Origin of the sequence: Eubacterium pyruvativorans (genome assembly GCF_900102225.1) — a bacterium.
In the GTDB taxonomy this organism is placed as follows: domain Bacteria; phylum Bacillota; class Clostridia; order Peptostreptococcales; family Anaerovoracaceae; genus Aminicella; species Aminicella pyruvativorans.
This window is the reverse complement of sequence record NZ_FNBF01000021.1, coordinates 1-14,627: the sequence shown is the minus strand read 5'-3', so window position 1 is coordinate 14,627 and position 14,627 is coordinate 1. Positions and strand designations below refer to the sequence as shown.

Sequence of the window (14,627 nt, the reverse complement as noted above, 5' to 3'; positions counted from 1 at the left end):
CCGGGAACGACGTAAAATGACATACAAATGGATCAACGAAAGATGAAGGGGGGCTGTTATGCTTCTTTCGAAACTGTTTCCGGACCGGCCGGAGCTGAGGGGCCGGATGGATGTGGATATCGCCGGGCTGACCCTGGATTCCCGCACCGTGAAGCCGGGGTATTTGTTTTTCTGTATCAAAGGTTATGAGACGAATGGCCACCGGTTCGCCGGGAAAGCCCACGACGCCGGAGCGGCGGCAATCGTCTGCACAGAACCGGTGGAGGAGCTGCCGGGTACGGTATATATCCATGTGGAGGATATGAACGCAGAGATCAACCGGATCAGCGATTTGTACTTCGGGCGCCCGAGCCGGCATATGACCATGTTCGGCGCCACCGGCACCAACGGCAAGTCGACGCTGACCAGCGTGATCAGCGATGTGTATTCCCATTACAGGCCCTGTGGTTACATGGGAACCATCGCCATCCGTTACGGCGATTACTCCCGGGTGCCGAATCTGACCACGCCGGACCAGATCGAGACTCACTCCAATCTGAAGGAAATGGTGGATCACGGCATGGAAGCCTGTGCCATGGAAGTCAGTTCCCAGGGGCTGGACCGGGGCCGGGTGGATTCGGTGGACTTCGACTGTGCGGTTTTCACCAACCTGACCCATGACCATCTGGATTACCACAAGACCATGGAGCGCTACCTGGCGGCGAAGGAACGGCTTTTTACCAACCTGAAGCCGGAGGCGGTGGCGGTGCTGAATGCAGATGATGTGATCAGCATCGATGCGCTGAAGCGGGATATCCGCTGCCGCTTCGTGACCTACGGCACGGATCAGGGACAGGAGCTCACGGATGAGAACGGTTATCCGGTTCACGGCACCCATTCTCCGGTGGGCAGTCCCGACACAATTGACTATTTCGCACAGGAGATTCAACAAAGTGCGACCGGGTGCACGTTCACCCTTTGTCACGCCGGGAAAACATACCGGGTCACCACCAATCTGGCGGCGCTGTACAATGTATATAATCTGCTGGGGGCGATTGCCGCCATGCATGAGTGCGGCATGCCGATTGAGGAGATGCTGCCGTATCTGGAACATGTGGCCCAGGTGGACGGCCGGATGGACCGGGTGGAAGAGGGGCAGGATTTCACGGTTATTGTGGATTACGCCCACACGCCGGACGGATACGAGAAGATTTTCGGTTATGCGAAGGAAATCACGGAGAAAAACGGTGGGCATATCTATGCTGCCTTCGGATGTCCGGGAAAGCGGGATATGGTGAAGCGCCCGATCATGGGGGAGATCGCCGGACGGTATGCGGACGGCGTGGTGCTCACTTCCCAGGATCCCCGGGGCTCTGATCCCCGGGAGATTGCCGAGGATATTCTGGAAGGGGTCCGGAAGACGGACTGTGCATGGGAGTTCGAGCCGGACCGGGAGAAGGCCATCGAGAAGGCCATCCGGCACGCCGGGCCGGGGGATGTGGTTCTGACGCTGGGCAAAGGCGGGGAATCCTACATGTATCATGAAGAGGGCCGCCGGCCGTGGATGACGGACAAGGCGGCGTGTCAGAAAGCGCTGCGGAAGCTGCTGGGGAAGGAGAAGTAGCGGACTACTTCTCCCCGGCAGTCATCCGGCCGATCAGCTGGCTGCCGTATTCCCGGAGCCAGTTCTTCCAGGGGCGGTAGTCCGGGTACCAGCGCTCCACTTCCTGCCAGAAGGCGGGGGAGTGGTCCATGTGGAGCCGGTGGCACAGTTCGTGAACGACCACGTAATCGATGACCTCCGGCGGGGTCAGCATCAGCAGGCAGTTGAAGTTCAGATTGCCGGAGGATGTGCAGCTGCCCCAGCGGGTTTTCTGGGCGCGGATTGTGATGCGGCCGAAACGGACGCCCATGCGGGCGGCATAATGGGCGGCCCGCCCCGGAATATAGATCCGGGCCTTTTCCTTCAGGCGAAGGATCTCTGCCTGGGAAATGGCGGGAAGGGCCGCCTGCCGGGCGGCCCTTTTCTTCATATATTGCAGGTGAGACTGAATCCAGTCCGACTTCTCGTCCAGGAATGCCTGGATTTCCGCCAGCGGCACGCCGTAGGGCGCCCGCACCACCACTTCGGCATCTGCCGTTACCTCGACCGCCAGGGTTTTCCGGCGGCTTCTTTTTACCTGTACTTTCTTCACTGTCATGTCCCGTATTATAACCCGGCCCGGGCGTGTTCGTCCACGGGATTATTTCTCTTTGTACTCGGTATCGCAGTAGCAGCAGCGGTAGATCCGCTGGTCCCGGTTCACCAGCCGGAACTCCTGGGGCAGGCTCGGTTCCGCAGTGGTGATGCAGCGCGGATTGTGGCACCGGATCACGTTGGTCAGCCGCTCCGGCAGGGAGCAGCGCTGTTTCTCGGCCACCTTCCCGTCTCGGATAATGTCTATGGTGACATTGCTGTCCACGTACCCCAGTACGTCCAGGTCAAGATCGATGATGGAATCGATCTTGATGATATCTTTTCGGCCCAGCTTGCTGCTGGTGGCGTTCTGAATGATGGCCACGGTGCAGGTCAGTTTGTCCAGGCCCAGCAGTTCGTAGATTTTCATGCCTTTTCCGGCTTTGATATGGTCCAGAACGATGCCGTTGGAAAGTCCGTCAATATTCATTATTTTTTGTCCTCCTATCGCCCGGGTATGTGAGGCGCCCGGGAAAAGTCCGATCTCCGGGGGTCCCGGAGAAAGTATGTGCTTCGGATCAGTTGATCCCCAGGAAATACAGGATCAGAGCCATGCGCACGTAGCGTCCGCACTTCGCCTGATAGAAATAGCAGGCTCTCGGATCGTCGTCCACTTCCACGGCGATTTCGTTGACCCGCGGCAGCGGATGCATGATGATCATATTTTTCTTGGCATCCTCCAGTTTCTCCCGGTCCAGGATATAACTGTCCTTCAGACGGACATAGTCTTCTTCGTTGAAGAAACGTTCCTTCTGCACCCGGGTCATGTAGAGCACATCCAGCTCCGGAATGGCATCTTCCAGTTTCGTGTACTCGTGCCACTCTGCGCCGGACCGGTTCATTTTCTCTTTCATGTATTCCGGCAGACGCAGTTCCGGCGGGGAAATCAGGATGAATTTCACGTTTTCGTAACGGAGCAGGGCCTCGATCAGGGAGTGGACGGTGCGGCCGAACATCAGATCGCCGCACAGACCGATGGTGAAGTTGTCGAAGCTGCCCAGTTTCCGGTGAATGGTGAGCAGGTCCGTCAGGGTCTGGGTCGGGTGGAAATGGCCGCCGTCCCCGGCATTGATCAGCGGAACGGTGGTTTTCCGGGCGGCAGCAATCGGTGCTCCCTCCTTCGGATGGCGCATGGCGATGATGTCCGCATAGCAGCCGGCCATGATGACGGTGTCGCTGACTGTTTCCCCCTTGGTGGCGGAACTGGATTTCGCATCGGCGAAGCCCAGTACCTGGCCGCCCAGGCTCATCATGGCAGAGGTGAAGCTGAGGCGGGTACGGGTGCTCGGCTCGAAGAACAGCGTCGCCAGAATCTTGTGGGCGCAGGCGTCCTGGTATTTCGTCGGATCGGCCATGATATCATCGGCCAGATCCATCAGGTGATCGATCTCCCCGGTGGAAAGATCCGTGATGTTGATCAGCTTACGTACTTCGTTCATCGTTACCTCCCGTTACTTCATCCAGTTCTCATCCGACGGATTGTCCCGGAATTTCAGGATTTTCGCCTTCTGTGTTTCGTTAATGCGGCCGGATTCCAGAGCGACTTCCAGCAGTTCGTCCAGGTCACAGAGGCTGTGGTTCTCCACCTTGGTCTCCGCCAGCTTCAGGACGCTCTTCTTCATGCCGTAAGTGAAGATGCTGGCGATACCCAGCACTTCGGCGCCGGCTTCCCGCAGCACGTTCACGGTATCGCAGGCGGAACCGGCAGTGGAAATCAGATCCTCGATGACCACCACTTTCTCGCCCGGTGTCAGTTTTCCTTCAATCTGGTTCGTTCTGCCGTGATCCTTCTTCGAGCCCCGGACATAACCCATCGGCAGATCCATGATGTGGCCGGTGATGGCGGCGTGGGCGATTCCCGCCGTGCTGGTGCCCATCAGTACCTGGCAGTCCGGATAGTATGTCCGGATGGTGTCCGCCAGACCGTTTTCGATGATGGTGCGGACTTCCGGCGCCGTGAGGGTCAGCCGGTTATCGGTGTAAATCGGGCTCTTGATGCCGCTGGCCCAGGTGAAGGGTTCTTCCGGGCGCAGGAAAACAGCGCCGATGGAGAGCAGACCTTCTGCGATTTCTTTTTTTGTATTCATGGAATCTCCTTCCGGTATCGTGAATTGAAAATATGTGTTTCCTGTAATGTCCCGGCCGGGGCTTCGCTTCCGCCCCCCGGGCCGGGTTTCGTCAGCGGACTCCGCCGCCTATCCCAGGAATTCCTCCCGGAAATGGTGGTACGCCGCCACCGGGTTTTCCACCCGGGTGATCGGCCGGCCGACGACGATGTAATCGGTGCCGTTTTCCCTGGCCTGGGTCGGCGTGTTGATGCGGTGCTGATCGTCCTGCTTCGAGCCTTCCAGCCGGATGCCCGGTGTGACCGTCATGAATCCGGCGCCGCAGGCCTCGTGGATCAGCCCGGTTTCCCGGGAGGAGCAGACCACACCGTCCAGTCCGGCTTTCGCCGCATTCTTCGCATAAGCGATGACAGTGCTCTCCACCGGCCCCTTGATGCCCAGCTCCATGTTCATGACTTCCCGGTTCGTGGAGGTCAGCTGGGTCACAGCGATCAGAACCGGGCGGGTGCCGTCTTCCCGGGTCAGGCCCCGGCGTGCGGCTTCCATCATTTTCACGCCGCCCGCTGCGTGGACATTGGTCATATCAACGCCCAGACCTGCCAGGGACCGCATGGCATTCTCCACCGTATTCGGAATATCGTGGAGCTTCAGATCCAGAAAGATCTGATGTCCCCTCGCCTTCAGTTCCCGTACGATGGACGGACCTTCCGCATAGAACAGTTCCATGCCGATCTTCACGTACGGTCTCTCGTCTCTGAACTGTTCCAGAAAGGACATTGTCTCGTCTTTGGATGGGAAATCGCATGCGATGATTACGTCTTTTGCCATTGGCTGCCTCCTTGTTCTCTTCTTGATGATTTCTGTTTTTCCTGAATGATGCCGCACCGGAAGCGTTTTGTGGATGTGCTCCCCGGGATACGGCCTGATGTGAGGACAAAAGTTTCCTTCACTGTGCGTTCTGACGACCGGTGTGGGCAGCACCGATGATCTCCTCCAGCCGGCGGATCCCCAGACGGTCCATGGCCGCCGGCAGATCCCGGATGATTTCCGGGCAGGCGAACGGATTGGTCAGATTGGCGGCGCCCACCTGCACCGCAGAAGCGCCGGCCATCATCATTTCAATCACGTCTTCCGGGGAACTGATGCCTCCCATGCCGATGATCGGAATATTCACCGCTTCGAAGCACTGATAGACGCAGCGCACTGCCACCGGGAAAACCCCTGGGCCGCTGTAGCCGCCGGTGACATTGGCCAGCAGGGGCTGTCTCTTCTTCAGATCCAGACGCATGCCCAGCAGGGTGTTGATCATGCTCAGACCGTCGGCGCCGGCCTCCTCGCAGGCCCTTGCGATGGAAGTGATGTCTGTCACATTCGGCGTCAGTTTGATATAGATCGGCTTTTTCGTCACCTGACGGACCGTCCGGGTCACCTCTGCGGCGGCTGCCGGGTCCGTGCCGAAGGACATGCCGCCGGCGTGTACGTTGGGACAGCTGATGTTCACTTCGATGATGCCGACCTGTTCTTCCCGGTCCATCCGCTCGGCGCAGGTCCGGTATTCCTCCAGGGAGAAACCGCTGATGTTGGCGATCAGCGGTTTGTGGAAAATCTGCCGCAGATGGGGCAGTTCCTCCCGGCACACCGCGTCCAGCCCCGGATTCTGCAGCCCCACGGCATTCAGCATGCCGTCCGGGCATTCCGCAATGCGGGGCAGCGGATTTCCGTAACGGGGTTCCAGCGTCGTTCCCTTGAAAGAAATGGAACCCAGAATGTCCAGGTCATACAGCTCTGCGAATTCCCGGCCGAACCCGAAGGTGCCGCTGGCAGGAATCACCGGATTGTCCAGAGGAATGCCGGAAAGCGTCACACCCAGTCTGTTCTCTGTATTTTTCATCCTGCCCTCCTCTACCATATGATTTCTTCCCGCATCAGAACCGGACCGTCCTTGCAGATCCGCTTCGTACCGTACTTCGTCCTGCAGCTGCATCCCATACAGGCGCCGAAGCCGCAGCCCATGCGCTCTTCGAAACTGAACTGTCCGTCCTCCGCCAGCGGCCAGACCGCCCGGAGCATCGGTTCCGGGCCGCAGGCGAAGACATAATCCTGCTCCGTCTGCTCCAGGGCGTCGGTGACGAATCCCTTCATGCCCGCCGACCCGTCCGCCGTGGTGATGACCGGCTCGATGTCCAGTTTCCGGAACGCCTCCGTGGGCAGAATATCCTCTGCTGTATTAAATCCCAGAATCACCTGCACCGGCAGATCCGGGAAATCCCGCCGGAGCGCCTTCGCCACACCGTACATAGGCGGCATGCCTATTCCGCCCCCAATCAGCACCGGCTTTCGGCCGTGCAGATCCGTGCGGAAGCCGTTCCCCAGAGGCAGGAGCACATCCAGGGTTTCCCCGGGGTGCATGTCCGCCATCTGCCGGGTGCCTTTTCCCACAACCTTGTACAAAATCGAGACACGATCCTCCGTCCAGTCGTAAATGGAAATCGGCCGGCGGAGGAAACATCCATCCAGGCGGATATTCAGAAACTGACCGGGCTTCGTGATCTCCCGGCAGTCTCCTGCCAGTTCCATGAACCGGGTGTCATGGGTCACCGGTTCGTTTCTCATGATGGTCAGAAATTTTCTGTCCATGTTGATCCTTTCTATTTATATGTGAAGTTATATATGAAGTGATTCGATGGTGCAGATGGTTCGGTTCAGCTGCGCTGATAGACGATGCTGCCCCGGTAAATGGTCATCTCCACACTGCCCCGGACTTTCCAGCCTTCGAACGGGGTAGAACGGCCCATGCTCTCGAAGGTGTCCGGATCAATGGTGAATTCCCGGGACGGATCTGTGATGACCCAGCTGGTTCCCTCTTCCAGACCGAAGCGCTTCCGGGGTGCGGCGGACAGAACTTCCGCCAGTCTTTCCCGGGTCAGGAGGCCGGTTTCCACCAGTTTCGTCCAGAGCACCGGGAACGCCGTTTCCAGTCCCACGATCCCGAAGGCGCTGTGCAGAAGTCCCTTGGACTTCTCTTCCCTGCTGTGAGGCGCATGATCTGTGGCGATCATATCCACGGTTCCATCCATGAGTCCCGCCAGCAGCGCGTCCCGGTCGTCCTTCCCCCGGAGAGGCGGATTCATCTTGAACCGGCCGGAGGCAGGGTCCGCCGGGTCGATGGCGAACAGGTCCTGGTCACACAGGGTCAGGTAGTGGGGGCCGGTTTCACAGGTCACATCGACACCGGACTGCTTCGCATCCCGGATGACTTCCACCGACTCTTTCGTCGAAACGTGGCAGACGTGATACGGGCAGCCGGTTTCATCGGCCAGTTTCACGTCCCGCTCGATCTGTTTCCATTCGCTGGCGGAAGAAATGCCCTGATGATGTATGGATGCGGCGAAGATCCCGTCGTGGATGGCGCTGCCCCCCAGCAGACTTTCGTCCTCGCAGTGGGCCGTGATCATTTTCCCGAGGCCCCGGGCCGTTTCCATGGCGGCCCGCATGAGACCGCCGTCCTGCACACCTTTGCCGTCATCGGTGAATGCACAGACGTAAGGGGCCATGGCCTCCATGTCGGAGAGTTCACTGCGCCCGTCCTGCTTCCTTGTGATGGCGCCGTAAGGGATCACGTCGATGCAGGCGTCCCGGCGGATGAGATCCAGCTGCGCATTCAGCCCCTCCATGGTGGAGGGAACCGGCTTCAGATTCGGCATGGTGCACACGGCGGTGTAGCCGCCCCGGGCCGCCGCCCGGGATCCGGTGCGGATCGTTTCTTTATAAGAAAACCCGGGTTCACGGAAATGTACATGTACATCCGCAAATCCGGGCAAAATATATTTTCCATTACAATCAATAACTCTGTCGGCAGCCGCTGCATCGGCTTTTCCGGCATCAAAAACGGAAGTGTAATTCTCAGAAATCAACAGGTCAGCTTTCCGGAATCTGTGATCCAGATAAACTGTTCCGTTCGTAACCAAAAGCGTCATTCTGCAACCTCCTGTACCGGGCCGGAGGGCCCATCCTGTTTCAGCCTAAATCTTCAATACTATACAACGGATCAGGGCGGGTGTCAATGGCGGCTGCTTCAGCCGTCCGTCTTCCCCGCCTCATCCCAGAACACTGCGGAAAGCGGAAAGCAGCGGGTTCATCCGGTACAGATTTTCACTGATATAGGAGCCTTTCATGAGGGCGCTCAGACTGGAGGCTGTGCCCGGAGAACAGACGGAAATGAGCAGCGCCAGAAGTGCCAGGAGAAGGAGCGCGTAGAAAATGCCCAGTCCGAAACCCAGCAGAAATCCCGCAGCCGTATCCAGTGTGCCGATGGCGCCGTGGTGATGCTTCTTCGAGAACAGTGCCGCAAACCCCCAGCAGATCAGCTTGATGGCCAGCGCAATGAGCAGAAATGCCAGCACGGAAAGCAGAATACCGGCGATCTCGGAAGCCAGTTTCCCGGATACGGAATCGGCGCCGGTGCTCACCAGTCCCTGCAGAGCGCGGGGGATCTCCTGATAGGTGGTCGATTCCTTCACTCGGTCGGAAATGTGTGTGGAAACCATATCCCTGAGCACGCTGCCCACCGGTGTATGCCGATCGATGTACCGGCGCAGATCTCCGGTGAAGAGTACGGCGCACAGGAGTGTCGCCAGCCACTGGCCGACCCGGATCACGGTCAGTGCGAACCCCCGGTAGGAGGAACGCACTGCCGTGAAAACGATGATAATCAGTATGATGACATCCAGAACCATGGGTGCTCCCGTCCGTTACTTTTCAGGCTCTGCCGCCGGCGTTTCTTCCAGAACGGAGGTGCAGTGCGGGCAGCGGACCGCATCAATGGCGATCTCGGTCTTGCAGAACGGACATACCTTCGTGGTCGGCGCCGCCGGCGCTTCCGGCTTCTCCGCCAGGGAACGCAGCTTATTCAGCCCCTTCACCAGAAGGAAAACCACCAGGGCCATAATGAGGAAGTTAATCAGCGCAGAAAGGAAGGAACCGTACTTGATGACAGCGGCTCCCGCTTTCTCCGCCGCCGCAAGGGAGGCATACTCCTTCCCGTCCAGGGCGATGAACAGGTCGGAGAAATTGATCTTCCCCGTGAAAATGCCCAGGAACGGGTTGATGATATCGTTGACCAGCGACTGCACAATAGCGGTGAAGGCGGCGCCGATGATCATGCCTACGGCCAGGTCCATCATGTTGCCCTTCAGTGCGAACTCCTTGAATTCTCTAAAAAAACCTTTCATATATATCCTTTCTGTTCTATGAGTGCGGTGATCCCCGCTTCGTTAGAAATCAGTATACCGTACCGGCCGGGGAAATTCAATGATGCAGAGGGACAAAGGAGGATCGGCGGGCGTTCTCGCGAAGGAAACGCAGATACAGTAAAAAAGTTTTTTGTTCTTCACGATGAATCCATTTTTTGGGTTGCAATTCACCTACGAAAGGGATATGATTGACAAATGCTTAAATCTTTGTTTTAACACATATGAAAAATTGCGATAGATCAAATTAGGAAGGGAACATGAATAAAGAAAAGAGGAGAAATCTGTCGGACCGGCTGCGCAGTTTTTTTTTGTACTGCGGGTTGTCGAAACCGGGCTATCAGGCGGTGAAGTCCCGGATTGTCGATGAGAATGAACGGAATATGCTCGGGGTATCCGGCATCGGTTTTCTGTCCGGACTGCTGCTGACTGTCTTCGCAATGGCAGGAATATTGAAGCGGCGGCCTCTGCCGGCCTATGCTTTCTTCTTCCTATACTCTGCCGCTTTCATGATCCTGCGAAGGGCGGCCCGGAGGCGGAAGAAGCGGCTGGGACTGAAATGGGCCTATCTTCAGACCTTCGGACTGCTGGTTTTCGGCATTCTGAACAGCGCCGTCTTTTCACCTACGAAGAATTATGTGGGCGTCACCTTCTGTGTCATGCTGGTCATCCCGGCATTCATTCTGATCGACAGACCGGTGCGGGAGGTTCCCATGCTGCTGGTGGGCAGCGCCGGGTATCTGACCGCCGTTCGCCTGTGCAAGGATCCCCAGACGTTTGAGATGGAAACGGCCAATGTTCTGGCCTTCACTGCGGCGGGGATTCTCTGTATTCTGATGAACACGCCCCGTTTCGTCCGTTCCCTGTCGGACAGGATCTACATCGAAAAAGAACGGGATCTGGATTCCCTCACCAAGACCCAGACCCGGCAGGCGGCGGTGGCGATGATTCATTCCTGTCTGGACCGGGGGGCGGGCGGCGCCTTCTTCATGATTGATATTGACAACTTCAAAGGAATTAATGATACCTTCGGCCATCTCCGGGGAGATGAGGTGCTGCGCCGGTTCGCCCGATGCGTGGAGCGCAATGTCCGGCGGTCGGACATTGTGGGCCGTTTCGGCGGGGATGAGTTCATCGTGTATCTCCCGTTCCTGGGCGTGGATGAGGCGGCCTTCGTGGCGGGAAGAATTCTGGAATCTGTGAGGGACGAATTCCGCCAGGAGAAGATATCCATCAGCTGTTCCATCGGCATCAGCATCGTCCGGCCCTATGAGTCCTTCGATGCCTTCTTCTCCCGGGCCGATGCGGCGGTCTATGAGGCGAAACGGAACGGAAAAGGACGCTATGCAGTGGCCTGAGGGATTTCCTGTCAGGCCCGGAGTGCATTGGATTCCGTACAGATAGTTGTTGAATACAGTATGGAATTGATGTATACTTTCTAACGTATGAGTAAAGAACAGTACATGCGGGAGGCTCTTGAAGAGGCCCGGAAGGCTGCGGAAATCGGTGAAATTCCAATTGGTGCAGTGATTGTCCGGGATGGTTCGATCATTGCCCGGGGACATAATCTGACAGAAACAGAGAAAGATCCGACCATGCATGCGGAGATGGTGGCGATCCGGGAAGCGGCGAAGGCCCTGGGAGGCTGGCGCCTGTCCGGGTGCTCCATGTTCGTCACATGTGAACCCTGTTCCATGTGTGCGGGCGCATTGGTCTGGAGCCGGATGGAGCATCTGTATGTGGGTACGGCCGACCCGAAGGCCGGTGCGTGCGGCTCGGTACTGAACGTGGTGGATGAACCGGCGCTGAACCATCGGATCGAAACGGAATTCGGAATTCTGCAGGAGGAGTGCTCTGGGATTCTGAAACAGTTTTTTTCGGAACTTCGGAAGAGACCCCGTCCGTCCGCTCATAGAAGAACGTTTGCATCAGGGAGTCAAGAGACAGGAAATCGGAGGAAGTAATTATGAAGAGAAGTGGCAGGATCGTCGGATTGACGCTGCTGATCGTCATGCTGGCAACGATGTTCAGTTTCGGCGCGGAGACTTTCCGCATCACGAACACGGAACCGAAGAACGGAGCGGAGAATACCACGAAAGATAATATGTGCGTGAAGGTGTTCTTCAACAAGCCGGTGGGAAATGATCGGTCGAAAGCAGCGAACAAGACCGCATTCCGGATCACGAATGAGAGCGGGAAGGAGTTCCCGACCCGGATCATCTACAGTTCGAAGAACAGTAAGTATGCGCTGATCATCATCGACACCACGAAGGTGGCGCAGACCGGGAAGGGTGCGATCCAGGATAATACGAAGTATACCTGCACGATTTCCGGCGATTTCCGGGCGAATGACGGGGAAAAGCTGGGGAAGGATACGAAGATCACCTTCAAGACCATGAACCAGAAAGTATACACAATCGGCTACATGGTGATGATGTTCCTCATGTTCGGCGGTATGATGGTATTCTCCACCACCCAGATGAAGAAGAAGGACGAGGAGAAGAAGGATGAGGAGCTCATCCATGAGAAGACCTTCAACCCGTACAAGGAGGCGAAGAAGACCGGAAAGTCCGTTGAGCAGGTTCTGAAAGAACATGATGCGGAGCTGGAGAAGGCCAGGAAGAAGGAAGCGAAGAAGAACCGCCGCCGGGGCATCTCTCCGGAGGACACCGAGGATCGCCGGCACGGAAATGCCTATCGGGTTTCCCGTCCGAGACCGATCCGGGAAGCAGGTTCCACCTTCCGGACAGGCCGGAAGGCGCAGTACGAGGCAAAGGCGGCGGAAGAAGCTGCGAAGCGTGCGGAGCTGAAGGCAACGAATTATGGAAAGAACCCGAAGGCGAAGAAGAAATAAGCCGGACGGCGGTCCGTCTCCCCGCTCCGGAGCGAAGAAGATCATGGTCCGTTCCTATGCGAAGATCAACCTGTCCATTGATGTGGGGGAACGGCAGCCGGACGGATTTCATCCGGTGGACATGATCATGCAGCAGATTCAGTTTCATGATGATGTGACGGTGGTCTATCAGCCGTCTTCCCGGCGGGAACGGGGGGATATCACTGTTTCCCTGCAGTCGAACCGTGTCTATCTTCCGTCGGATGAGCGGAATCTGGCGGTGAAGGCCGCCATCCTGATGATCCGGGAATACGGAAAGGATCAGCCCGGCGGCCGGATTGACATCCGGCTCCTGAAGCGGATTCCGGTGGCGGCCGGCATGGCCGGCGGCAGCGGAAACGGCGCTGCAGTGATCCACGGGCTGAATGCACTGTGGGAACTGGGGCTCTCTCTGGGCCGGATCATGGAATTGTGCGGGGAACTGGGATCGGATGTGCCGTTCTGCGCAATGGGTCAGGCGAATGCGAACCGGGTGCTGCCGGACAACGTCCGCTTCGACCGGATGTCCTCCTGTGCGGCCCGGGCCACAGGAAGCGGTACGATTCTGGAACCGTTCCGGGGGGATTCCCGGCCGGTGGTTATCGCAAAACCCCGCATCAGTGTTTCCACCGCAGAGGTGTATCAGGGGTTCGACCGGTGTGTTCCTGGGAAGCGTCCGGATAACGACCGGCTGCTCCGTCGGATTTTGTCCGGGGACCCGGCGGTCTATGAGGACTATATTAACGTGCTGGAGTGGTACACCCTGGCGCATTACCCGGTGGTGGGGCAGCTGAAGGAGCGGATGAGTCAGTCCGGTGCGGAGGTTGTTCTGATGAGCGGCAGCGGTCCGACGGTTTTCGCTGTTTACGGCACGTCCCGGGAGGCGGAGCAGGCCGGGTTGGCGCTACGGAAAGAGGGCTGGGAAGCCTATTGGACGAAGACAATGTCCTGATGAAATTCACCGGGGCTGGAAAATATCTAAGAGAAAGAGCAGAGCTAAAAGAGAGGATAGTATGTTGGAATTGGATTTGCAGAGTCACAAACCACTGCGTGAAGTTGTCTATGAGCAGCTGAAGATTCAGATCATGGAGGGAAAGATCGCACCGGGTACGAGAATGATGGAAGTCAACCTGGCGGAGGAGATGGGCGTAAGCCGCACCCCGGTCCGGGAAGCCATCCGGAAACTGGAGAAGGACGGCCTGGTGGTGATCGAGCCGCGGCGGGGTGCCTATGCGTCGGATATTTCCGTGAAGGATATCATCGATACCCTGGTGGTCCGGGAGAACCTGGAGTCACTGGCTGCCGGAATCACGGCCACATCGATCACGGAAGAGCAGATCAACGATCTGGAGAAGATTGCGAAAGACTATGAGATCGCCATCAAGAGCGGCGATGTGGAAGGGATGATCGACGGTGACGAGAGCTTCCACAAGATGATCGTCATCTTCAGTGAGAACAAGACACTGATCCAGCTTTCCGAAACCGTACAGGAGCTGGCACTGCGCTTCCGTTACCTGTACTACGATGACTTCTCTCGGTACCAGGCGATGCCGGAGGAACACCAGAAAATCATCGACGCCCTGAAGAGCGGCGACCCGCAGAACGCCACACAGGTTGCGGCGAACCACGTGAACAGCCTGAAGCAGTTCGTCATCGACGAGGGTGACACGGCGTTCCGGAGCCATTCGAAATAACAACGAAGCAATGGCGAGATAATGGCGAAATAATGACGAAACAGACGTCCGGAAACGGGGCGGCTGCACCGAGCAGAGGATCCTGCTTGGTGCAGCCGCTTTTTTTATGAAGTGCGGTCGGCCTGGCGGGTGCGGTCGAGGAAGGTGCAGCGGTCGGCCTGGCGGGTGCGGTCGAGAAAGGCGCGGCGGTCTGAACTGCTACCCGTCAAGAGGACAGTGAAAAATCAAGAGATTTTGGCAACCAGTAACAGCAATGTTGCTGGTTGCTTTTTATGATGCACACACTTTTTCACAGAGTCTGCAGTCAAAAGGTGTCTCAGGCTTCGCCAGAGACGATCAATATTTATCCTCGCTGTAGGGCAGCCAGCAAGCGTGTATCCACGCCCGCTGGTGCGGGTAAGGATTTTCCGTGTCACTACGTCAAGTGCTGCCCGGCTTTCGGCCAGCGTACTGTCACTTGACTCCGTTCCCGCTCCCTATGTCTGTCGAAATGTAGCGCGGAAACGAATGTAATCATACAGCGAGAAGATA

At 57.4% G+C, this 14,627-nt stretch carries 16 protein-coding genes; 6 read left to right on the top strand and 10 right to left on the bottom strand.

The window, feature by feature from the left end; translation table 11 throughout:
* Nucleotides 1-58 precede the first annotated feature (58 nt).
* Entirely contained in the window at nt 59-1,603 is a 1,545-nt protein-coding gene (locus BLQ24_RS07520; RefSeq protein ID WP_090164275.1) for a UDP-N-acetylmuramoyl-L-alanyl-D-glutamate--2,6-diaminopimelate ligase, read from the top strand.
* A 4-nt stretch (nt 1,604-1,607) separates the two neighbouring features.
* Here the strand turns inward: BLQ24_RS07520 and BLQ24_RS07515 are convergent, their stop codons facing one another.
* The 10 genes from BLQ24_RS07515 to mscL form a co-directional block, all read right to left on the bottom strand.
* Complete coding sequence (locus BLQ24_RS07515; protein ID WP_242869615.1) at nt 1,608-2,174, bottom strand: M48 family metallopeptidase; 567 nt, start codon at nt 2,172-2,174, stop codon at nt 1,608-1,610.
* A gap of 48 nt (nt 2,175-2,222) precedes the next feature.
* Entirely contained in the window at nt 2,223-2,648 is a 426-nt protein-coding gene (locus BLQ24_RS07510; RefSeq protein WP_336433276.1) for an aspartate carbamoyltransferase regulatory subunit, read from the bottom strand.
* Nucleotides 2,649-2,733: 85 nt separating this feature from the next.
* Nucleotides 2,734-3,654 (bottom strand): aspartate carbamoyltransferase, encoded by a 921-nt coding sequence (pyrB, locus tag BLQ24_RS07505; protein WP_090164269.1) that lies wholly within the window; start codon nt 3,652-3,654, stop codon nt 2,734-2,736.
* Nucleotides 3,655-3,666: 12 nt separating this feature from the next.
* Nucleotides 3,667-4,302 (bottom strand): orotate phosphoribosyltransferase, encoded by a 636-nt coding sequence (gene pyrE / locus BLQ24_RS07500; RefSeq protein ID WP_090164267.1) that lies wholly within the window; start codon nt 4,300-4,302, stop codon nt 3,667-3,669.
* Nucleotides 4,303-4,410: 108 nt separating this feature from the next.
* A complete protein-coding gene (gene pyrF / locus BLQ24_RS07495; RefSeq protein WP_090164265.1) occupies nt 4,411-5,109 on the bottom strand; it encodes an orotidine-5'-phosphate decarboxylase in 699 nt (232 codons plus the stop codon).
* Nucleotides 5,110-5,227: 118 nt separating this feature from the next.
* Nucleotides 5,228-6,172, bottom strand: a complete 945-nt coding sequence (locus BLQ24_RS07490; RefSeq protein WP_207644948.1) for a dihydroorotate dehydrogenase — start codon at nt 6,170-6,172, stop codon at nt 5,228-5,230.
* 11 nt (nt 6,173-6,183) lie between these two features.
* On the bottom strand, nt 6,184-6,918 hold the full coding sequence (locus tag BLQ24_RS07485; protein ID WP_090164261.1) for a dihydroorotate dehydrogenase electron transfer subunit: 735 nt from the start codon (nt 6,916-6,918) through the stop codon (nt 6,184-6,186).
* A gap of 65 nt (nt 6,919-6,983) precedes the next feature.
* Nucleotides 6,984-8,258, bottom strand: a complete 1,275-nt coding sequence (locus BLQ24_RS07480; protein ID WP_090164259.1) for a dihydroorotase — start codon at nt 8,256-8,258, stop codon at nt 6,984-6,986.
* Nucleotides 8,259-8,378: 120 nt separating this feature from the next.
* Nucleotides 8,379-9,017, bottom strand: a complete 639-nt coding sequence (locus BLQ24_RS07475) for a CvpA family protein (RefSeq protein WP_090164257.1) — start codon at nt 9,015-9,017, stop codon at nt 8,379-8,381.
* A 15-nt stretch (nt 9,018-9,032) separates the two neighbouring features.
* The gene (mscL, locus tag BLQ24_RS07470) at nt 9,033-9,512 is read right to left on the bottom strand and encodes a large conductance mechanosensitive channel protein MscL (protein WP_090164255.1); all 480 of its coding nucleotides are present in this window, start codon (nt 9,510-9,512) and stop codon (nt 9,033-9,035) included.
* Nucleotides 9,513-9,790: 278 nt separating this feature from the next.
* Between mscL and BLQ24_RS07465 the strand changes: the two genes are divergently transcribed.
* From BLQ24_RS07465 to BLQ24_RS07445, 5 genes are all read left to right on the top strand, one after another.
* On the top strand, nt 9,791-10,888 hold the full coding sequence (locus tag BLQ24_RS07465; RefSeq protein WP_090164253.1) for a GGDEF domain-containing protein: 1,098 nt from the start codon (nt 9,791-9,793) through the stop codon (nt 10,886-10,888).
* Nucleotides 10,889-10,975: 87 nt separating this feature from the next.
* Nucleotides 10,976-11,494: a tRNA adenosine(34) deaminase TadA gene (gene tadA / locus BLQ24_RS07460; protein ID WP_090164252.1), complete on the top strand. Its 519-nt coding sequence runs from the start codon at nt 10,976-10,978 to the stop codon at nt 11,492-11,494.
* Between the two features lie 2 nt (nt 11,495-11,496).
* Complete coding sequence (locus BLQ24_RS07455) at nt 11,497-12,384, top strand: Ig-like domain-containing domain (protein WP_090164250.1); 888 nt, start codon at nt 11,497-11,499, stop codon at nt 12,382-12,384.
* Complete coding sequence (locus BLQ24_RS07450) at nt 12,353-13,354, top strand: 4-(cytidine 5'-diphospho)-2-C-methyl-D-erythritol kinase (RefSeq protein WP_090164248.1); 1,002 nt, start codon at nt 12,353-12,355, stop codon at nt 13,352-13,354. Before BLQ24_RS07455 ends, BLQ24_RS07450 begins: the two co-directional genes overlap by 32 nt.
* A gap of 61 nt (nt 13,355-13,415) precedes the next feature.
* Nucleotides 13,416-14,096 carry a GntR family transcriptional regulator gene (locus BLQ24_RS07445; protein WP_090164246.1) on the top strand — a complete coding sequence of 227 codons (681 nt, stop codon included), beginning with the start codon at nt 13,416-13,418 and terminating at the stop codon, nt 14,094-14,096.
* Nucleotides 14,097-14,627 lie beyond the last annotated feature (531 nt).

Bases quoted from the DNA above. Each gene is read 5' to 3' on its own strand.
- BLQ24_RS07520 (WP_090164275.1), top strand. From the start codon at position 59: ATGCTTCTTTCGAAACTGTTTCCGGACCGGCCGGAGCTGAGGGGCCGG.
- pyrB (WP_090164269.1), bottom strand. From the start codon at position 3,654: ATGAACGAAGTACGTAAGCTGATCAACATCACGGATCTTTCCACCGGG.
- pyrE (WP_090164267.1), bottom strand. From the start codon at position 4,302: ATGAATACAAAAAAAGAAATCGCAGAAGGTCTGCTCTCCATCGGCGCT.
- pyrF (WP_090164265.1), bottom strand. From the start codon at position 5,109: ATGGCAAAAGACGTAATCATCGCATGCGATTTCCCATCCAAAGACGAG.
- BLQ24_RS07490 (WP_207644948.1), bottom strand. From the start codon at position 6,172: ATGAAAAATACAGAGAACAGACTGGGTGTGACGCTTTCCGGCATTCCT.
- BLQ24_RS07485 (WP_090164261.1), bottom strand. From the start codon at position 6,918: ATGGACAGAAAATTTCTGACCATCATGAGAAACGAACCGGTGACCCAT.
- BLQ24_RS07480 (WP_090164259.1), bottom strand. From the start codon at position 8,258: ATGACGCTTTTGGTTACGAACGGAACAGTTTATCTGGATCACAGATTC.
- BLQ24_RS07475 (WP_090164257.1), bottom strand. From the start codon at position 9,017: ATGGTTCTGGATGTCATCATACTGATTATCATCGTTTTCACGGCAGTG.
- mscL (WP_090164255.1), bottom strand. From the start codon at position 9,512: ATGAAAGGTTTTTTTAGAGAATTCAAGGAGTTCGCACTGAAGGGCAAC.
- BLQ24_RS07465 (WP_090164253.1), top strand. From the start codon at position 9,791: ATGAATAAAGAAAAGAGGAGAAATCTGTCGGACCGGCTGCGCAGTTTT.
- tadA (WP_090164252.1), top strand. From the start codon at position 10,976: ATGAGTAAAGAACAGTACATGCGGGAGGCTCTTGAAGAGGCCCGGAAG.
- BLQ24_RS07455 (WP_090164250.1), top strand. From the start codon at position 11,497: ATGAAGAGAAGTGGCAGGATCGTCGGATTGACGCTGCTGATCGTCATG.
- BLQ24_RS07450 (WP_090164248.1), top strand. From the start codon at position 12,353: ATGGAAAGAACCCGAAGGCGAAGAAGAAATAAGCCGGACGGCGGTCCG.
- BLQ24_RS07445 (WP_090164246.1), top strand. From the start codon at position 13,416: ATGTTGGAATTGGATTTGCAGAGTCACAAACCACTGCGTGAAGTTGTC.